The following is a 19,342-nucleotide window of genomic DNA, read 5'->3' as shown; positions in this document are numbered from 1 at the left end:
CTCCGGCCACGCACGAGGCCCGGGCGCTCCGACGGGAGCCCCGGGCCTCGCGCCGCCCGCGGTCAGGCGAACCACTGGTCGTCGGCGAGCTTGACCACCAGGCTCACCACCACGACCACCAGGACGCCCCGGACGAACCCGCTGCCCCGCTTCAGTGCCATCCGCGCGCCGATCATGCCGCCGGTCAGGTTGAAGACGGCCATCACGGCGGCCAGCCGCCACAGCACCGCCCCCTGGTAGGCGAACATGGCGAGCGCCCCGAGGTTGGTGCAGACGTTCACCACCTTGGTGGTGGCCGAGGCCGCCACCAGGTCCAGCCGCAGGATCGCGGCGAGCGCGATCACCAGGAAGGTGCCGGTGCCGGGGCCGAGCAGCCCGTCGTAGAACCCGATGCCCGTGCCGGCCAGCAGGATCGCGGTGAGCACGCGCCGACGGGACACCGGCCCGGCCGCGGGAGCGGCACCGAAGGCGGGCCGGAACAGCACGAACCCCAGCACGGTCAGCAGCACCACCATGATCAACGGGCGCAGCACGGCGCTGTTGATCCCGGCCGCGAAGGACGCCCCGGCGAGCGAGCCGAGCGCCGCGGCCACACCGATCCGCAGCGCCGTCCGCAGGTCGATCCTGGTTCTCCGGGTGTACGTCACGGCCGCGGCCCCGGTGCCGACGACCGCCACCGCCTTGTTGGTGGCGAGCACGTACGCCGTCGGCAGGTGCGGCAGACCCACCAGCAGCGCGGGCAGCTGGACGAGTCCGCCGCCGCCCACCACGGCGTCGATCCAGCCCGCGGCGGCGGCCGCGAGACAGAGCAGCGCGAGGGTGGTCAGGGAGACGTCGGGCATTGCCGCGACCTCCGCCCGCCGCTGCCGCCCCGTGCCGGGGCGGACGCCGTCCGGTACGCGGCCGCGGTGAGCGGCGTCACGGCGTGGGCCGCAGCGGTACGGCGTCGGTGACCGGGACGGCCGCGTGGCCCAGCGCGTAGCAACGGCGCAGCCAGCGCGCGTGACCGGCGGCGGCGGGCCGGAACGGCACCCGTCGGTGCATCACCCGGCGGTTGTCGAAGACGAGGAAGCCGCCGGCCTCGATCAGCACCGGTAGGCCGTCCATCGCGCCGGTCACCGCCTCGAACGCTTCGAGCGCGGACCGGGCCTGCGGGGTGAGGCCGGTGATCAGGCCGGGGCCGTAGCGCAGCCCGGTGTTGCCGTCCGGCAGCGTCCAGAGCATCGGCACGGCGTCCTTCGCCGGCGGCCGGCCGTGCTCGTCGGCACGGTAGGACTCGGGCGCCGTGACCGAGTACTCGGAGCGCCGCAGCGCCGCGACGACCCGGTCCGGCAGATCGGCGAGGACGGCGTCGACGGGCAGCAGGTCGGTCGGCACGCCCTCGGTGTTGCGCATGCCGTAGAAGGACAGGTAGTGCGGGATCGCCTCGGCGGACCGGGCGTCCCTCCCGTGGTCCAGCACGGAGTCGTCGGTGTGCCAGTCGAGCGGCTGGGCGTATCCCCAGGAGGTGTTGGTCCGGGCGGCCTCCGGTCGCGGCGCGACGTTGCGGATCAGCCGGCCCTCGTTCTCCCAGCGGTACGCGACCGGGTCGAGCCCGAGCAGCCGCAGCAGGCCGAAGTGGACGAGGTTGGGTGCGGTGACCAGCCGCTCGTCGCAGAAGCCGTCCTGCGGGGTGGGCACCTCCGCGGCCTGCGCCGGAAGGTTGGTCAGGGTCAGCCAGGACGTCGGTTCGCGGCGCCAGGCGGCCAGCTCGTCGAGGCACCGCACCGGCAGGACGTTGCGCAGGACTTTGGCCCCGTGCTCCAGGTACGGCTGCGCGTCGGAGTCCGGCAGGGCTGCCCCCAGGTCGGGCAACGAGCGGAGTGCGGCTGCTGCCGACGCGCGGGCGTCGTCGGCCAGGTGGATGGTCGAACCCAAGGTGGAATACACGTTCGAAAGCGTAGGGAGCGATCGGTGACGAACCATCAAGATCCAGAAAATTTGAGCGTTCTCTGAGGTTTCTTGATCTCCGCTTCCCGCCGAGGTGTCCCGCACGACGTTCAGGCGGTCGAACGGCGGGATGCGGTCGGCGTGCGTCAGGCGGCCGGAAGGTGGGGGCGGTCGAACGGCGGCGGACGGGTACCGCCGCCGCCGCGAGCTACCGCCTCCCGCCGCCTTCCGCGCTTCGCGAGGCTGTGCTGGTACTTCTTTCCACGCTTCGCGAGGCTGTGCTGTTACTTCTTTCCGCGCTTCGCGAGGCTGTGCTGTTACTTCTTTCCGCGCTTCGCGAGGAAGGCCTCAACCTCCTGCTGGATCTCCGGCGTGGCCAGCCCGCGCACCGTCATCGTGGTGCGCCGGCGCAGCACGTCGTCCGTCGTGTACGCCCACTCGTTGTCGGCGGCGTACGCGACCTGGGCCCAGACGTCGGGGCCGTCCGGGTGGATCGGGGCTCCGAGCTCGGGGTTCTCGTCGATCATGCGGGCGATGTCGAAGGAGAGGGTGCCGTAGTGGCCGGCCAGGTGCTTGGCGACCAGCGGCTCCATCCGGGAGCCGGGCTCGCGGTCGATCAGCAGGCGGTGTGCGACGGCGTTGGGTGCGCCGACTCCCGGCAGCGGGACGGTGGCGGCGATCGGCGACATGTCCTCGCCGAGGGTGGTGCCGGGGATGTGGGCGAGCTTCTCCAGCACGGTGCGGCCGATGTGCCGGTAGGTGGTCCACTTGCCGCCGGCGACCGAGAGCATGCCGCCCCGGCCCTCGGTGACGACCGTCTCGCGCTTGGCGGCGGAGGTGTCCCCGGGGCCCCCGGGCAGCACCCGCAGGCCGGCGAAGGAGTACGTGATCAGATCGCGGTCGAGGTGCTCGTCGCGGATCGCGTGCCCGGCCTCGCCCATGATCTGGTCGATGTCCGCCTCGGTGGCGCGGACGTCCTGCGGATCGCCGGTGTACTCCTCGTCCGTGGTGCCGAGGAGGACGTGGTCCTCCCACGGGATGGCGAAGGAGACGCGGTACTTGTCGATCGGGATGGTCAGCGCGGCGCGCCACGGCGAGCGGCGCTTGACCACCACGTGCGCGCCCTTGGACAGGCGGATGCTGGGCGCCGAACCGGCGTCCTCCATCGTGCGCAGGTGGTCGACCCAGGGGCCGGTGGCGTTCAGGACGAGGCGGGCGTTGATGCCGAACTCGGTGCCGTCGAGGCGGTCCTGGAGCTCGGCGCCGGTGACCCGGCTGCCGGTGAATCGCAGGCCGGTGACCTCGGCGTGGTTGAGCACCACGGCGCCGGCGTCGACGGCCGCGCGGACGGTCATCACGGCGACCCGTGAGTCGTTCATCTGGTGGTCGCCGTAGACCGCGACCGAGCGCAGACCCTCGCTGCGCAGCGCGGGCACCTGCTGGGCGGCGTGCGCGGCGGTGGAGACCCGCCCCATGCCGTCGCGGAACGCGGACAGCGCGGAGTACAGGAAGACGCCGGCGCCGAGCTTGGTGGCGCCGTGCGGGCCGCCCTTGTAGACGGGGACGAAGAAGGTCAGCGGGTTGACCAGGTGCGGGGCCACGTCGGTGGCCAGCACGCGCCGCTCCCTGTGGTTCTCCGCGACCAGCTTGACCGCGCCGGTCTGCAGGTAGCGCAGCCCGCCGTGGACGAGCTTGGAGGAGGCGCTGGAGGTGGCGCCGGCGAAGTCGCCCGCGTCCACCATGGCGACCTTGAGACCCGCCTGGGAGGCGGTCCACGCCACGGCGGTGCCGAGGATGCCGCCCCCGATCACCAGCAGGTCGTAGGTCGCCCTGCCCAGGAGCTCGCGGGTCTCGGCGCGGGAGGCGGTGTGGCCGGCGGTGCGCTCGGCACCCAGGGTCGGGATGGTTGCCATGGTGTGTTTACGGCGTCCGGTGCGGGCGGCGCGCCGTTTCTCCTCTCGGTGTGCGGTCCGGCCTCGCGGGAGGCCGGGGGCGGGCCCTGGTCGTGGCCCGGTGAACAGCGTCGGCCGGTCGGGGCCGCGTACGGCCCCGACCGGCGTGCGGGTCAGTTCTGCTCGTCCTCCTCCACCCAACCCATGGTGCGCTCGACGGCCTTCAGCCACTTCTTGTACTCGCGCTCCCGAGTGGCCTCGTCCATGCGGGGGGTCCACTCGGCGGCGCGGTGCCAGTTGGCCCGCAGGGTGTCGAGGTCGGGCCAGAAGCCGACCGCGAGGCCGGCCGCGTAGGCGGCGCCCAGTGCGGTCGTCTCGGCCACGTAGGGGCGCTCGACCGGCGCGTCCAGGACGTCCGCGATGTTCTGCATGAGCAGGTTGTTGGAGGTCATGCCACCGTCGACCTTGAGCGCGGTCAGCTCGACCCCGGAGTCCTTCTGCATGGCGTCGACGACCTCGCGGGTCTGCCAGGCCGTGGCCTCCAGGACGGCGCGGGCCAGGTGGCCCTTGGTGACGTACCGGGTCAGGCCGGCGATCACACCGCGGGCGTCGGAGCGCCAGTACGGGGCGAACAGGCCGGAGAAGGCCGGCACGAAGTAGGCGCCGCCGTTGTCCTCGACGGTGTTGGCGAGGGTCTCGATCTCGGCCGCGGTGGAGATGATGCCGAGCTGGTCGCGCAGCCACTGCACCAGCGAACCGGTGACGGCGATCGAGCCCTCCAGGGCGTAGACCGGGGCCTGGTCGCCGATCCGGTAGCCGACCGTGGTCAGCAGGCCGTGGTAGGAGTTGACGATCTTCTCGCCGGTGTTCAGCAGTAGGAAGGTGCCCGTGCCGTAGGTGCTCTTGGCCTCACCCTCGTCGAAGCAGGTCTGGCCGAACAGGGCGGCCTGCTGGTCGCCGAGCGCGGAGGCGACCGGGACGCCCTCGAGGTCGCCGACCGCGGTTCCGTACACCTCGGCGGAGGAGCGGATCTCCGGCAGGACGGCCATCGGCACGCCCATCGACTCGGCGATCTTCTCGTCCCAGGCGAGGGTGTTGAGGTTCATCAGCATGGTGCGGCTGGCGTTGGTCACATCGGTGATGTGCTTGCCGCCGTCGACGCCGCCGGTGAGGTTCCAGATCACCCAGGTGTCCATCGTGCCGAACAGGATGTCGCCGGCCGCGGCACGCTCGCGCAGGCCCTCGACGTTGTCCAGCAGCCAGCGGATCTTCGGACCGGCGAAGTAGCTGGCCAGCGGGAGGCCGGTCTCGCGGCGGAAGCGGTCCTGGCCGACGTTGCGGCCCAGCTCGCGGCAGAGCGCCTCGGTCCGGGTGTCCTGCCAGACCAGCGCGTTGTGCACGGGCTCGCCGGTGTGCCGGTCCCACAGGACGGTGGTCTCGCGCTGGTTGGTGATGCCGATCGCGCGGATGTCGTCCCTGGTCAGGCCGGCCTTCTCCAGTGCGCCCCGGACCACGGACCGCACGCGGGTCCAGATCTCGGCGGCGTCGTGCTCGACCCAGCCCGGCTGGGGGAAGATCTGCCGGTGCTCCTGCTGGTCGACGGCGACGATGCGGCCGTCGGCGCCGAAGATGATGCACCGGCTGGAGGTGGTGCCCTGGTCGATCGCGGCGATGTAGTTGCCGGACGTGGAGACGGGAGCGGTGGTCATGTCTGGGCCTCGGCTCTGAGGAGGGGGATGGGGATCGGGGGCTTCCGGTGTGCCTGACGCTGTCTCAGTCCCCGGGGGAGGGCGCGGGCCAAACCAGGCGGTGGCCGAACCGGAGGCGAGGCGGGCGCGGCGTCCGGGCGAACACCGGGGCGCGGAGCGCGGTGGGTGGAGCGGCGGGTCGGATCAGAACGCGAGGTTGTAGATCAGGCCGGCCAGCAGACCGCCGATGACGGGACCGGCGACCGGGATCCAGGCGTAGCTCCAGTCACTGCCGCCCTTGTTCGGGATCGGCAGCAGCGAGTGAACGATGCGCGGTCCCAGGTCCCGGACGGGGTTGATGGCGTATCCGGTCGGGCCGCCGAGCGAGAGGCCGATGCCGACCACGGTCAGGCCGACGATCAGCACGCCGGTGCCCGACAGGCCCAGGCCCTTGGTGAGCCCCTGGGTCAGGATCGCCAGGCAGAGCACCGTGGTGGCGATGATCTCGGTGAGCAGGTTCTGGATCGGGTTCCGGATCTCGGGCCCGGTCGAGAAGATGCCCAGGGTCGGCTCCTCGTTGGCCTGGAACTGGCCGAGGTAGGTCAGCCAGACCAGGACGGCGCCGATGATCGCGCCGAGCAGCTGGGAGCCGAGGTAGACCGGCACCTTGCTCCAGTCGCCGGTGTCGACGGCGATGGCGATGGTGACGGCCGGATTGAGGTGGGCACCGGACTTCGGGGCGGACATGTACGCGGCGATCATCACCGCGAACCCCCAGCCGAAGGTGATCGCCAGCCATCCGGCGTTCACGGCCTTGGACTTCTTGAGCGTGACGGCGGCGCAGACGCCGCCGCCGAGAAGTATCAGGGCGGCGGTGCCGAGGGTTTCGCCGACGAAGATGTCGCCGTTGGAGAACGCGGACACAAAGACTCCTTTGTCCGTATGGCCCGGAGCAGGTGGGGGAAGGACACGGTGGCGGGACACCGTGTCGGGCGGCCGCTTCTCGTCCCCGAGCTGCGGCCTCGACGATGGGGACCCATTTACTGCGGCCACCGTTCGACAATGTCGACCGTCATGCGGAAGCTTCCCCCTCACCTCGGCTTCCCGTCAAGGCCGGGTGACACACCTGTGACCGAGGACTCGCGGGGATCGGGAACCTGCGGCGAAGCTAGCACTCAAATGGCTTAAAAACCGGACAAAACGCCAGAGTGCGGACAGGCGCTGCCTGTCCGCATCAAGAGGATGCGCCGACCCTGCGGGGGCCGCCGGGGCCCGCCGGGGTCCGTCGTGGCACAGGGTGGCGCGCGGGGCGTCCGGGCAGGTGGGAGTGGACGAGGCCCGGGCAGGCGGGAGCGCACCGGTGCCCGGGCCGGTGGGAGTGCCCCGGGCCCGCCGGAGCGCCCGGAAGCGCACGGTTCCGCTCCCGGCCGGGGCTCGGCGATCCGCCCGGCCCCGGGGCGGCTCAGCCGGCCGAGCCGCGGGAGCGCCGACGCGGCCCGGGGCTCAGAACCGCCCTGCGCCCAGATCCCGGGAGATGGCCCGTGCGGCGCTGCGCACCGACGCCACCAGGGACGGCCGCACGAAACCTGCCTCGCAGACCCGCTCCACCGCGCCGCTGGTGCAGACCGCGCCCACCGGGTTGCGCCGCCGGTCCTGGATCAGCGCGCCGATCGAGGCCACACCCTCCCAGGTCTCCTCGACCGAGGCGGCCCAGCCGCGCTCGCGGGTCAGCGCCGCCTCGGCGTCGATGTCCGCGAGGTCGGTGAGCGTGCGGGAGGTGTACGACTCCAGTGGACTCCCGCCCAGCTCGCCGCGGGCCACCGGGTCGTAGGCCAACAGCACCTTGCCCAGCGCGGTGCTGTGCAGCGGCTGCATCGAACCGACCTCCAGCACCTGGCGGCTGTCGTCGGGCCGGAACACGTGATGCACGATCAGTACGCCCCGTTGGTGCAGCACGCCGAGGTAGACCGTCTCGCCGGCCGCCCGGGCCAGGTCGTCGGCCCAGACCAGGGCCCGGGCCCGCAGCTCGTGGACGTCGAGGTAACTCTGCCCCAGGCGCAGCAGTTCGGCGCCCAGTTGGTACTTGCCGCTCTCCGGATCCTGCTCGACGAAGCCCTCCTGCTGCAGCGTGCGCAGGATGCCGTGCGCGGTGCCCTTGGCGAGGTCCAGCGAGGTCGCGACCTCGGACAGGCCCAGCCGGCGCTCGCCGCCGGCCAGCAGCCGCAGGATCGCGGCGGCCCGGGAGAGCGACTGGATCGGGCCGGGCATGCGGTACCTCCACGGACAGGCGGTCGACATTGTCGACCGATGGCTAGGGCACGAGTCTGCCAGGCGAACGTGCTCGTGTGCACCTTTCCCGCCCGAAACCACCGGCCCGGGCGGTCCGCGGCGCCGCCCGCGCGCGAGCCGCGTCGTCGCCGGCCGGCCGTGCGCGGGCCGGCCCGTGGCCGTGTCAGGCTATCGGCGGCCCGGTCGCTCCCGGGCGGCGGGTGGCCCGGTCGACCTGCGCCGCCACCTGGGCGATCGTGCGCGGTCCGACCCGGCAGCAGCCGCCGACCAGCCGCGCGCCGGCGGACAGCCAGGCGGCCACCGACCCGGGCGCGAAGGTCCTCCCGCCGCGCCAGTCGCCCGTGCGCGCGTCCCAGCTCTCCCCGCTGTTCGGGTACACGACCACCGGCTTGCCGCTCACCCGGGCCGCCAGGGCCACCGCGCGGTCGGCGTCGGCGGGCGTGCAGCAGTTCACCCCGACCGCCACCACCTCGTCGGAGCCCGCGGCCAGCGCGAACGCCTCGGCCAGCGGCTGCCCGGCCCGGGTGCGCCCGCCCTCGACGCTGTACGACAGCCAGACCGGCAGGCCGACGCCGCGCACCGCCCGCAGCATGGCCCGCGCCTCGTCGGTGTCCGGGACGGTCTCCAGGGCCAGCACGTCCGGGCCGGCGGCGGCCAGCACCTCGATCCGCAGTCGGTGGAACGCCTCCAGCTCCGCCACCGTGAGGCCGTACCGCCCCCGGTACTCGGAACCGTCCGCCAGCACCGCCCCGTAGGGGCCGACCGAGGCGGCCACCCAGAGCGGGCGGGCGCCCCCCGTCCGCCGGGCGGCCTCCCGGGCCAGTCGCACGCTCGACGCCATCAGGGCCGCGGCCCCGGCCCGGTCCACGCCGCGCCGGGCGAAGCCCTCGAAGCTGGCCTGGTAGCCGGCCGTGGTCGCGACCGACGCGCCGGCCGCGAAGTACGCCTGGTGCGCCCGCACGATCGCCTCCGGATCGTCCACGAGCAGCCGGGCCGACCACAACGCGTCCGCCAGATCGCAGCCGTCCCCGGCGAGCTGGTCGGACAGCCCGCCGTCGAGCACCAGTGGTCCGTCCGACAGCGCCTCGGCGAAGCCGGCGGGCCGGCCGGGTGAGCCGACGGGTGCGCCGTCGGCGGGCGGGTGCCCCGGGGGAGCGGTCGGCACGGGTCCTCCTGCGGCGGCCGGGTGTGGCGGGTGCGACTGCGGCGGCCGGTTCCGGCACTGTACGGCGACGGTGCGGCGGGGGCACCCGGGGCGGTCGAAGGGCCCGGTCGGCGGCCCGGCCGCCGAGGCACGGGGAAAAGCGGTGGCCCGCTGTCGGCGGCGTGCGCTAGGTTGTTCTCAGTCCGAGAACGACCCGGGCGAGCGGACACATCCGCGCAGCGGAGAGGAGTCGGCCGTGGCAGCTCACCAGCCGCAGGAGCCGTACGGGCCGCACGAGCCGCACGACAGGGCGGCCGAGCGGGAGTGGCTCGCGTCCTACGATCCGCGCGCCTACACGCCGGTCGCCGTCACGGTGGACGTCGTCGCGCTCACCCTGCGCCGGGGCGGCCTGCACGTCCTGCTCGTCCAGCGGGGCGCCCCGCCGTACCAGGGGTACTGGGCCCTGCCCGGCGGCTTTCTGCGGGCCGGGCAGGAGGGGCTCGACCAGGCCGCCGCCCGTGAACTGGCCGAGGAGACGGGCCTGCAGGGCAGCGCCGACGCCGAGGCCGCGCTCAGCCGCGTGCACCTGGAACAGCTCGGGACGTACGGCGCACCGGAGCGCGATCCCCGGATGCACGTCGTCTCCGTCGCCTATCTGGCCTTCGCCCCCGACCTGCCCGATCCGCAGGCCGGGACGGACGCCGCAGCGGCTGCCTGGCACCCCGTCACCTCACTCGACCTCCGGCCGGCGGCCGGTCGACAACCTGCCGGCGCGCCCGCCGAGGCCCACGGGGGTGGACTCGACGAGCGCGCCGGCACACCACCCGAGCCGGGCGGCCCGGTCCGGCCTGCGGCCGACTCCTGCTTCCCGGAGCGCGACTCGCCCGACCAGGCGCCCGGGGAGCACGGCTTCGTGGAGCCGCAGCCCGGGGCACGGGCGTCCGCCGGTCAGGGGTCCTGGCATCAGGAGGGGGCGGTCGCCCGCACCCCGCTGGCCTTCGACCACGCGACCATTCTCGCCGACGGGCTGGACCGGGCCCGCGCCAAGATCGAGTACAGCCCGCTGGCCACGGCCTTCCTTCAGCACGACTTCACCATCCCCGAGCTCCGCGCCGTCTACGAGGCCGTCTGGGACGAGAAGCTCCACCCGGGCAACTTCCACCGCAAGGTGCTCTCGGTGCCCGGCTTCGTGGAGAGCACCGGTACCACCGCCGAGCGCGGAGGCAGCCGCGGGGGCCCGCGCGCCCGCAACTACCGCTCGGGCGATGCGGCGCTGCTGCACCCCGCGCTGCTCCGCCCCGCACACGAGGACGAGATCCGGTGAGCGGCCCGGGCGCCGCCCGGCCGCCCGCCGAGCCCCGTACCTTCGCCGAGGCACTGGCGGCGGTCACCGCGGCGCGTCACCCCGACGATCTCTTCCCGCCCGCCGGGCGGCCGGGCGGCGCCCGCCCGACCCGGACGGCCGATGCCACGCCCACCGACCCCGGCGCCCGTACCGTCCGCGGCGCCCCCACGGCCCCCGGCGGGCCCATCCGCCCCGGTGACGCCGGACGCCCCGACGAGGCGGCGGCCGCGGCCCGCCGCTACCGCCGGCTGGCCCGGTTGTTGCACCCGGACGGCGCCCCCGCCGCGCAGCGCGCCGCGGCCGACGAGGCCTTCGTCGCCCTCGGCCGGCTGTGGCACCTGCACCTGAGCGCCGGCGCGCCGCTCGCCGAGGAGCCCGAACTCACCACCGCCCGCCACCACCACCGGCTCGGCCCCACCCTGGCCACCGGGGACATCGCCGTGCTCCGCTCCGCCCGCAGCAGGCCCCGTCGCACCCACGACGGTCCCGCGTTCGACGCCGTCATCAAGATCCCCGGAGCATCCGCCGACAACGACCTGATGGAGCGCGAGGCCACCGCGCTGACCCGCCTCGCCACCCATGGCGACCCCCGCCACCGCGCGTACACGCCCACCCTGCTCGACAGCTTCCACCACCGGGACGCGGCCGATCCCGGCGAGGAGCCCCGGCTGGTCAACGCCCTCGACCGGCTCGACGGCTTCCACCCGCTCACCGACGTCCGCGACGCCCACCCCGGCGGGCTCGACCCGCGCGACGCCGCCTGGATCTGGCGCCGTCTGCTGGTCGCCCTCGGCCACGCCCACCGCGCCGGTGTCCGGCACGGCGCGGTCCTGCCGGAACACGTCCTGATCCACCCGGCCCAGCACGGCCTGGTGCTGGTCGACTGGTGCTACGCCACCACCGGCCGGTACACCCCGGCCCCCGCCCTGGTCGAGCGCCACCGCGCCTGGTACCCGCCCGAGATCCCGGCCCGGCGGCCGGTCACCGAGGCCACCGACATCCATCTCGCGAGCCGCTGCGTCGAGTACCTGATGGGGGAGCAGGCCCCGAAGGCCCTGCGCGCCTTCGTCGCCGGCTGCACGCTCCCGGCCGAGGCCCGCCGCCCGCACGACGCCTGGAAGCTTCTCGCCGAGCTGGACGACCTGCTGGAACGCCTCTTCGGCCCCCGCACCTTCCGTCCCCTTCGACTGCCACCCCGCCCTGCCGCGGCGTCCTGACGCACCTGCACCGCCGGTCCGCCGGCACCCGATCCGGCCGTACCCACCCGGCAGCACCGATCCGGCAGCACCCACCTCGCAGCACCGATCCGGCAGCACCGATCCGAGGAGTCCCCATGGGCAGTGGAAGCTGGTCCACCAACGTCTACGACGCCGCCGCGCACTACCGCGCCGCCACCGGCGCGGGCGCCTTCGACTACAGCGATCGAGCCACCCGCGGTGCCCGCAGCACCTGGCGGGCCCATCCGTCCCTCGACCCCAGGGGCCTGACCGTCCGCGAGAGCCGCGACGGCGCCGAACACCCCGCCTCGCTCCCCATCGCCGTGCTCTTCGACGTCACCGGCTCCATGCAGAACGTCCCCCGCGTCCTGCAGACCAAGCTCCCCGAGCTGTTCGGCCTGCTGCTGCGCAAGGGGTACACCGAGCACCCGCAGATCCTCTTCGGCGCGGTCGGCGACGCCACCTGCGACCGGGTCCCGCTCCAGATCGGCCAGTTCGAGTCCGACAACCGGATGGACGACGACCTCGGCAACATCCTGCTGGAGGGCGGGGGCGGCGGGCAGATGACCGAGTCCTACGAACTCGCGATGTACGCCATGGCGCGCCACACCTCGCTCGACAGCGTCGAGCGCCGGGGCAGGCGCGGCTACCTCTTCCTGATCGGCGACGAGAAGCCCTACGGCAAGGTGAAGGCCCGCGAGGTCCGCGACGTCCTGGGCGACGAGCTCGCCGAGGACATCCCGATCACCACCGTCCTGGCCGAGCTGCGCCGCTCGTACGACGTCTACTTCATCCTCCCCGCCGGTACCGCCCACGCGGGCAGCGCCGACGTGCTCGGCACCTGGCGGGGGCTCCTCGGCCAGAACGTCATCGAACTCGACGATCTCGACGCCGTCTGCGAGACGATCGCCCTCACCGTCGGCCTCGGGGAGGAGGCCATCGACCTCGAAGAAGGGCTCGACGACCTCACCGACATCGGCTCCGCCTCCGTCGCCAGCGTCGGCCGGGCCCTCGACGGCCTCGCCCGTCGCAGCCGGGAGGTCGCGATCCCGGGCGCCCCCCTGCTCGACGGAGCGCGCCCCGCGCCCACCGGCACCACCCGGCTGTGACCGCGCCGTGCCCGAGTACTCCGCGACGACCCGGATCCACCCCGCCCCGCCGGCCCCGCACGCCGTACCACCCGGCGACCACGTCATCGTCTGCGATCTCGGGTTCGGCGACGCCGGCAAGGGCACCGTCGTCGACCGTCTCTGCCGGGGCCCCCGTGGTCCCGGCAGCATCCGGCCGGTGCACGCCGTCGTCCGGTACAACGGCGGCGCCCAGGCCGCCCACAACGTGGTCACCCGCGACGGCCGCCACCACACCTTCGCCCAGTTCGGCTCCGGCACGCTGGCAGGCGTCCCCACCCACCTCTCCCGCTTCATGCTGGTCGACCCGCTGGCCCTCGCCGCCGAAGCCGCCCACCTGGCCGTCCTCGGCGTCCCGGACCCGTTCGCCCTGCTCACCGTCGACCGCCGAGCCCTGCTCACCACCCCCTACCACGCCGCCGCCAACCGGATCCGGGAACAGCGCCGGGGCCACGCCCGGCACGGCTCCTGCGGCCTCGGCATCGGCGAGACCGCCCGCTACGCCCTCAGCCACCCCGAGGACGCGCCCACCGCCGCCGACTGCACCGGCGAGGGCCGCCTGCTCGGCAGGCTCACCCTGCTGCGCGAGCGCCTCGCCGAGGAACTCGGCATCACCCCCGGCAACCTGCCCGCCCCGCCGCCCGCCGACTGCGCCACCGCCTTCCGCGCCTTCGCCGAGCGGGTACGCCTCACCGACGACGCCCACCTCGGCCGACTGCTGCGCACCGGCCCGGTCGTCTTCGAGGGAGCCCAGGGCGTCCTGCTCGACGAGTGGCACGGCTTCCACCCCTACACCACCTGGTCCACCACCACCTTCGCCAACGCCGAGACCCTGCTCGCCGAATCCGGCGCCCCCCGCGCCGCGCTGCGGCTCGGTGTCCTGCGCAGCTACACCACCCGGCACGGCCCCGGCCCGCTCCCCACCGAGGACAAGGCCCTGGACGTCCCCGAGCCGCACAACGCGACCGGGCGCTGGCAGGGCGACTTCCGCCTCGGCCACTTCGACACCGTCGCCCACCGGTACGCCCTCACCGCGGCCGGCGGCGCCGACGCCCTGGCCCTCACACACCTCGACGCGCCCGCCCGCCATCCCGCCCTGCGCCTCGCCGAGTCCTACGAGTCGGACGGCACGCCCCTGCACCGCATCACCGCCGTCGCCGTCGGCGACCTCGCCGCCCGGGAGCGGCTGACCGCCTCCCTGCTGCGGGCCCGCCCCGGCCGGCTCACCGACCCCGGCCCCGATCCCGACTCCTGGGCCGACGCCATCGCCGAGGCGCTGCACACGCCGATCCTGCTGGAGTCCTACGGCCCGACGGCGGAGCACAAACTCCTCCGGGCCCTCCCCCCGGAGGCCGCTACGATCCACTCCATGAGCACTGAAGAGGCCGCACAGGGCAGCACCGCGGAGGCGACGTACGGTCCCCACTCGCACTGCCACTGGTGCGGAACCGCGTACCCGCCCGGCACCGTGGCCTGGCCGCGCACCTGCCCGGGCTGCTCCGAGATCAGCTACCGCAACCCGTTGCCCGTGGTGGTCACCCTGCTCCCGGTCGACGTCCCCGACGGGGAGCGCCGGCTCGTCGTCATCCGCCGCACCATCGAGCCCGGCCACGGCCTGCTCGCCTTCCCCGGCGGCTACGTCGACCACGGCGAGAGCTGGCAGCAGGCCTGCGTCCGCGAACTCCAGGAGGAGACCGGCATCGTGGCCGACGCGGCCGACATCACGCTGGTCTCCACGGACTCCGACGCGGCCGGTGGCTTCCTCTGCCTCTTCGGCCTCCTCCCGGCCCGCGATCTCGCGGACCTGCCCCCGTCGGTGGCCACCGACGAGACCGACGGCTGGTACCTGGCCACCTCCGCCACCGCGCTGGCCTTCCCCTTCCACACCCGGGTCTCGCACTCCTGGTTCACCGGCGAGTACGCCCACCTCGGGCAGGCCGCTCCCGTCGTCGACTGAGCGCACCGACCTCCACCGCCCGCGGCGGACCCGACCGCCGAGCTCCCCACCGACCGGACGCCCGCCCGACGGTGCCCGCCGGCTCGGCCGCGCGGCCCTGGCGTCCGGGACGATCACGTGGCAGGGTCTGGACCGTCAGCGCCACTCGGACGGGCCCTGCCACAAGCACTCCCGTCCCATCCTCCGGCCGGGAGACCACCACAGTGAGCACCCCACCCCAGGACCAGCCGCTCTGGCGGCCCGACCCCGCCACCGCCGCCGCCACCCGGATCGTGGCCTTCCAGACCTGGGCGGCCACGCACCACGGCGCCCCCCGCGCCCCGCTCGCGCCCGCCACCGACGACGACCGGGCCGCCGCCCGCTACGCCGACCTGCACGCGTGGTCCACCGCCGACCAGGACCGCTTCTGGACGGCCGTGACCCAGTGGTTCGACGTACGGTTCTCCACCCCACCCGACAGCGTCCTGGCCGACCCCGCGATGCCCGGCGCCCGCTGGTTTCCCGGCGCCCGCCTCAACTACGCCGAGCACGCCCTGCGCCACGGCGAGGACCCGGCGACCGCCGGCCGGCCGGCCATCCTCCACCTGGACGAGACCACCGACCGGCCGATCACCCTCAGCTGGTCCGAACTCCGCCGCCAGGTCGGATCGCTCAGCGCCGCCCTGCGCGCCCGGGGCGTCGGCCCCGGCGACCGCGTCGGCGCCTACCTCCCCAACATCCCGCAGGCCGTGGTGGCGCTCCTCGCCACCGCCTCCATCGGTGCGATCTGGACCTCCTGCGCCCCCGACTTCGGCGCCCGCAGCGTCCTGGACCGCCTCCAGCAGATCGAACCCGCCGTCCTGTTCGCCGTCGACGGTTACCACTACGGCGGCAAGGACCACGACCGCACCGACGTCGTCGCCGAGCTGCGCCGCGAGCTCCCCACGCTGCGCACCGTCGTCCACGTCCCGCTGCTCGGCGGTCCGGCCCCCGAGGGCGCCCTGCACTGGGACGACCTCACCGCCGGCGCCGCGGAGCCGGAGTTCGAACAGCTCCCGTTCGACCACCCGCTCTGGGTCCTCTACTCCTCCGGCACCACCGGCCTGCCCAAGGCCATCGTGCAGAGCCAGGGCGGCATCCTGGTCGAGCACCTCAAGCAGGCGGGCCTGCACCTCGACCTCGGCCCCGGCGACCGCTTCCTCTGGTACACCTCCACCGGCTGGATGATGTGGAACTTCCTGGTCGCCGGCCTGCTCGTCGGTGCCACGATCGTCACGTACGACGGCAGCCCCGGCCACCCCGACACCGGCGCCTTCTGGTCGGTCGCCGCCCGCACCGGCGCCACCGTGCTCGGCACCTCCGCCGCCTACGTGATGGCCGGCCGCAAGGCCGAGCTGCACCCCGGCCGCGACCTCGACCTGTCCGCCGTCCGCTGCATCGGCACCACCGGCTCGCCGCTCCCGCCGGACGGCTTCCGCTGGATCTACGAGGAGGTCAAGGAGGACGTCTGGCTCGCCTCGGTCAGCGGCGGCACCGACGTCTGCAGCTGCTTCGTCGGCGGCGTCCCCACGCTGCCGGTGTACCTCGGTGAGATCCAGGCACCCTGCCTGGGCGCCGCCGTCGAGTCCTGGGACGTGAACGGCCGCCCGCTCACCGACGCGGTCGGAGAACTGGTCGTCACCCAGCCGCTGCCCTCCATGCCGACCGGCTTCTGGAACGATCCCGAGGGCACGCGCTACCGCGACAGCTACTTCGACATGTACCCGGGCACCTGGCGCCACGGGGACTGGATCACCGTGACGGCGCGCGGCACCGTGATCATCCACGGCCGCTCGGACTCCACCCTCAACCGCCAGGGCGTCCGGATGGGCTCGTCCGACATCTACGAGGTCGTGGAGCGGCTGCCCGAGATCGCCGAATCCCTCGTCATCGGCCTCGAGGAGCCGGACGGCGGCTACTGGATGCCGCTCTTCGTCGTCCTCGCACCCGGCGCGAGCCTGGACGACGGCCTGCGGGCCCGGATCCGCGGCTCTCTGCGGGAGCAGCTCTCCCCCCGCCACGTTCCCGACGAGGTCGTCGCCGTCGCCGGTCTGCCGCACACACTCACCGGCAAGCGGATCGAGGTCCCGGTGAAGCGCCTGCTCGCCGGCACGCCGCTGGACCAGGCCGTCAACCCGGGCTCCGTCGACAACCTCGACCACCTGCGCTTCTTCGAGCACCTCGGTCGGGACCGCCGCGGCTGACCGTCCGCGGGGAGTACGGCGGTGGGTGCCGGCCACCACCCGTGGTGGCCGGCACCCACCGCCGGTCCGGTCACTCGCCGGACAGCACCTGGTGCGCGGCGGCCCGGGCCTCGACCGCGGTGTCGGCGGCCCGTGCGGCCGCCGCGGCGCGCCGGCACTGGGCGAGCGTGTACATGGCCAGCGCCGTCCGCACATAGGGGATGGACGACGAACCCATCGACAGGCTGGTGACGCCCAGCCCCGTCAGCACACAGGCGAGCAGCGGGTCGGCCGCCGCCTCGCCGCAGACCCCGCAGCTCTTGCCCGCGGCCTTCGCCGCGTCGGCCGAGAACGCGATGAGATCCAGCAGCGCCGGCTGCCAGGGATCCTGCAGCCGGGCCAGGGCGCCCACCTGGCGGTCGGCCGCGAAGGTGTACTGCGCGAGGTCGTTCGTCCCGATGGAGATGAACTCGACCTCCTGCAGGATCGACCGGGCCCGCAGCGCAGCGGACGGGATCTCCACCATCGCACCGAACTTCGCCCGCAGACCCGCCTGCCGGCAGGCGTCCGCGAACGCCTTGGCGTCCACCCGGTCCGCCACCATCGGCGCCATGACCTCCAGGTACACCGGCAGGCCCTGCGCGGCCCTGGCCAGTGCCCGCAACTGGGTCTGCATCACCTCGGGGTGTTCGAGCAGCGTGCGCAGCCCCCGCACGCCCAGCGCCGGGTTCGGCTCGTCGGCCGGCGTGAGGAAGTCCAGCGGCTTGTCGGCCCCCGCGTCCAGCGCGCGGACGACGACCCGGCCCTCCGGAAACGCCTCCAGCACCTTCCGGTACGCCTCGAACTGCTTCTCCTCGTCCGGTGCCTTCGCCGAGTCGTCGAGGAAGAGGAACTCGGTACGGAACAGACCCACGCCCTCGGCGCCCGCCTCCAACGCGGCCGGCAGATCCGCCGGCCCGCCCACGTTGGCCAGCAGCGGCACCTTGTGCCCGTCCGAGGTCTGCCCCGGCCCGGACGACGCCGACAGCGCCGCCCGCCGCTCGGCGGCGACCCGGCGCAGCTCGTCCTGCTTCTCCGCGGTCGGCTCCACCAGCACCTCGCCGGTGCTGCCGTCGACGGCCACCACCACGCCCTCGGCGAGATCCGTCGCCCCCGGCAGGGCCACCACGGCGGGGACACCCATCGCCCGGGCCAGGATGGCGCTGTGGCTGGTCGGACCGCCCTCCTCGGTCACGAAGCCGAGGACCAGGGTCGGATCCAGCAGGGCGGTGTCCGCCGGCGCGAGATCCTGCGCGAAGAGCACGTACGGCTCGTCGCTGTCCGGCACACCGGGCATCGGTACACCGAGCAGGCGCGCGACGATCCGGTTGCGGACGTCGTCCAGGTCCGCGACCCGCCCCGCGAGGTACTCGCCGGCCGAGGCGAGCAGCGCCCGGTACGCGGCGAACGCGTCGAAGACACCGCGCTCGGCGCTGCTGCCGACGGCGATCCGGCGCTGGACGTCCGCCATCAGCTCCGGATCCTGCGCCATCAGGGCCTGCGCCTCCAGGACGGCCTGCGCCTCCCCGCCGGCCAGGTTGCCGCGGGCGAGCAGATCCGCGGCGACCGCGTCGACGGCCGCCTGGGCGCGCGCCTGCTCGCGCGGTGCGTCCGCGGTCGGGATCTGGGTGGCGGGCGGCTCCAGCGCGGCGGTCCCCATGTGCCGTACCTGTCCGATGGCGACTCCGTGGCTGACGCCCACGCCGCGCAGGGTCTGTTCCATTCCACGTTCCTTTCACCCGGTCCTGTACGAACCGCTGCGCCCGGCCGTTCCTCGCGGCCGGTCCCGGTCAGGTCCTTGAGAGGGGTTGGTCCGGTGGCCGTGGGGCCCCGGCACCGCCGTCCCGGAGGGGCGGCTCAGTTCCAGATGAAGAGGTCGCCGCCCATGGCGACCTCACCGCTCTCGGCCACGGTGCTGAGCGCCTCCGGGGAGGCCTCCAGCGCCACGATCGGCGAGATCGGCGACTTCCCGGCCGCCTCCACCGCGGCCGGGTTCCACTTGATGACGGGCTGGCCGCGCCGGACCTGGTCGCCCTTGCTGACGAGCAGCTCGAAACCTTCGCCGTTGAGCTGAACGGTGTCGATTCCCAGGTGTGTGAGGACGCCGTGTCCGTCGGCGTCCATCACGACGAACGCGTGCGGGTGCATCGACACCACCAGACCGTCGACCGGGGCGACGGCCTCGGTCGGCTCCCGGACCGGGTCGATCGCGGTACCGGGACCCACCATGGCACCGGAGAAGACGGGGTCGGGCACGGCGGCGAGCCCGACGGCGCGGCCGGCGAGCGGCGACGTCACAGTGGTCATGGTGGAGCCTCCCAAATGCGAGGTGCAGCGTGCAGCCTCGGCAGCGGCCGGACATCGACTGAAGCCTAAATCATGTCAACTTCGGACATCTTGGACATACCGCCCTCGATCGGCGGTGATCTACTCGCCGCCTCCCGGTTCGATCGCCGTACAGGGGGGCGAGATCCGGGGAGTGGCGGGCGGGGCGCCGTGCGATCGCAAGTGGTC

At 74.0% G+C, this 19,342-nt stretch carries 14 protein-coding genes; 5 read left to right on the top strand and 9 right to left on the bottom strand.

All coding sequences use genetic code 11. The features are described 5' to 3' along the window. Nucleotides 1–62: 62 nt before the first annotated feature. The 7 genes from OG823_RS05235 to mmuM form a co-directional block, all read right to left on the bottom strand. The gene (locus OG823_RS05235) at nucleotides 63–842 is read right to left on the bottom strand and encodes a sulfite exporter TauE/SafE family protein (protein ID WP_371477908.1); all 780 of its coding nucleotides are present in this window, start codon (nucleotides 840–842) and stop codon (nucleotides 63–65) included. 76 nt (nucleotides 843–918) lie between these two features. Next, on the bottom strand, nucleotides 919–1,929 hold the full coding sequence (locus OG823_RS05230; protein ID WP_371477906.1) for a TauD/TfdA family dioxygenase: 1,011 nt from the start codon (nucleotides 1,927–1,929) through the stop codon (nucleotides 919–921). A 317-nt stretch (nucleotides 1,930–2,246) separates the two neighbouring features. Beyond that, complete coding sequence (locus OG823_RS05225; RefSeq protein WP_371477904.1) at nucleotides 2,247–3,842, bottom strand: FAD-dependent oxidoreductase; 1,596 nt, start codon at nucleotides 3,840–3,842, stop codon at nucleotides 2,247–2,249. Between the two features lie 152 nt (nucleotides 3,843–3,994). Beyond that, entirely contained in the window at nucleotides 3,995–5,530 is a 1,536-nt protein-coding gene (gene glpK / locus OG823_RS05220; RefSeq protein ID WP_371477902.1) for a glycerol kinase GlpK, read from the bottom strand. Between the two features lie 183 nt (nucleotides 5,531–5,713). Beyond that, on the bottom strand, nucleotides 5,714–6,433 hold the full coding sequence (locus OG823_RS05215) for an MIP/aquaporin family protein (protein WP_371477900.1): 720 nt from the start codon (nucleotides 6,431–6,433) through the stop codon (nucleotides 5,714–5,716). A gap of 579 nt (nucleotides 6,434–7,012) precedes the next feature. After that, the gene (locus OG823_RS05210) at nucleotides 7,013–7,777 is read right to left on the bottom strand and encodes an IclR family transcriptional regulator (RefSeq protein WP_371477899.1); all 765 of its coding nucleotides are present in this window, start codon (nucleotides 7,775–7,777) and stop codon (nucleotides 7,013–7,015) included. A gap of 184 nt (nucleotides 7,778–7,961) precedes the next feature. Then, a complete protein-coding gene (gene mmuM, locus OG823_RS05205; RefSeq protein ID WP_371484312.1) occupies nucleotides 7,962–8,879 on the bottom strand; it encodes a homocysteine S-methyltransferase in 918 nt (305 codons plus the stop codon). Nucleotides 8,880–9,198: 319 nt separating this feature from the next. Here mmuM and OG823_RS05200 point away from each other — a divergent pair, with 319 nt between their 5' ends. The 5 genes from OG823_RS05200 to OG823_RS05180 all read left to right on the top strand — a co-directional run bounded on the left by OG823_RS05200 (nucleotide 9,199) and on the right by OG823_RS05180 (nucleotide 16,810). After that, nucleotides 9,199–10,266: an NUDIX domain-containing protein gene (locus OG823_RS05200; protein ID WP_371477898.1), complete on the top strand. Its 1,068-nt coding sequence runs from the start codon at nucleotides 9,199–9,201 to the stop codon at nucleotides 10,264–10,266. Beyond that, a complete protein-coding gene (locus OG823_RS05195; RefSeq protein ID WP_371477896.1) occupies nucleotides 10,263–11,504 on the top strand; it encodes a molecular chaperone DnaJ in 1,242 nt (413 codons plus the stop codon). The genes OG823_RS05200 and OG823_RS05195 overlap by 4 nt, the downstream gene beginning before the upstream one ends. 116 nt (nucleotides 11,505–11,620) lie before the next feature. Then, nucleotides 11,621–12,613, top strand: a complete 993-nt coding sequence (locus OG823_RS05190; RefSeq protein ID WP_371477895.1) for a hypothetical protein — start codon at nucleotides 11,621–11,623, stop codon at nucleotides 12,611–12,613. 7 nt (nucleotides 12,614–12,620) lie between these two features. Further along, nucleotides 12,621–14,588, top strand: a complete 1,968-nt coding sequence (locus tag OG823_RS05185) for an adenylosuccinate synthetase (protein WP_371477893.1) — start codon at nucleotides 12,621–12,623, stop codon at nucleotides 14,586–14,588. A gap of 203 nt (nucleotides 14,589–14,791) precedes the next feature. Then, nucleotides 14,792–16,810, top strand: coding sequence for an acetoacetate--CoA ligase (locus tag OG823_RS05180; protein WP_371477892.1), 2,019 nt, complete (start codon nucleotides 14,792–14,794; stop codon nucleotides 16,808–16,810). Between the two features lie 70 nt (nucleotides 16,811–16,880). Here OG823_RS05180 and ptsP read toward each other — a convergent pair whose 3' ends face one another. Together ptsP and OG823_RS05170 are read right to left on the bottom strand one after the other, a co-directional pair. Continuing rightward, complete coding sequence (ptsP, locus tag OG823_RS05175; RefSeq protein WP_371477890.1) at nucleotides 16,881–18,551, bottom strand: phosphoenolpyruvate--protein phosphotransferase; 1,671 nt, start codon at nucleotides 18,549–18,551, stop codon at nucleotides 16,881–16,883. 134 nt (nucleotides 18,552–18,685) lie between these two features. After that, the gene (locus OG823_RS05170; RefSeq protein WP_371477888.1) at nucleotides 18,686–19,135 is read right to left on the bottom strand and encodes a PTS glucose transporter subunit IIA; all 450 of its coding nucleotides are present in this window, start codon (nucleotides 19,133–19,135) and stop codon (nucleotides 18,686–18,688) included. Between the last annotated feature and the right edge of the window lie 207 nt (nucleotides 19,136–19,342).

The organism is Kitasatospora sp. NBC_00315, assembly GCF_041435095.1.
Lineage (GTDB): Bacteria > Actinomycetota > Actinomycetes > Streptomycetales > Streptomycetaceae > Kitasatospora.
The sequence above is the reverse complement of the archived record's forward strand: the minus strand, read 5'-3'. Positions and strand labels throughout refer to the sequence as shown.

Excerpts from the sequence above, each read along its gene's own strand:
- OG823_RS05225 (WP_371477904.1), bottom strand. The coding sequence starts at position 3,842 with ATGGCAACCATCCCGACCCTGGGTGCCGAGCGCACCGCCGGCCACACC.
- OG823_RS05190 (WP_371477895.1), top strand. The coding sequence starts at position 11,621 with ATGGGCAGTGGAAGCTGGTCCACCAACGTCTACGACGCCGCCGCGCAC.
- OG823_RS05170 (WP_371477888.1), bottom strand. The coding sequence starts at position 19,135 with ATGACCACTGTGACGTCGCCGCTCGCCGGCCGCGCCGTCGGGCTCGCC.
- OG823_RS05210 (WP_371477899.1), bottom strand. The coding sequence starts at position 7,777 with ATGCCCGGCCCGATCCAGTCGCTCTCCCGGGCCGCCGCGATCCTGCGG.
- ptsP (WP_371477890.1), bottom strand. The coding sequence starts at position 18,551 with ATGGAACAGACCCTGCGCGGCGTGGGCGTCAGCCACGGAGTCGCCATC.
- glpK (WP_371477902.1), bottom strand. The coding sequence starts at position 5,530 with ATGACCACCGCTCCCGTCTCCACGTCCGGCAACTACATCGCCGCGATC.
- OG823_RS05235 (WP_371477908.1), bottom strand. The coding sequence starts at position 842 with ATGCCCGACGTCTCCCTGACCACCCTCGCGCTGCTCTGTCTCGCGGCC.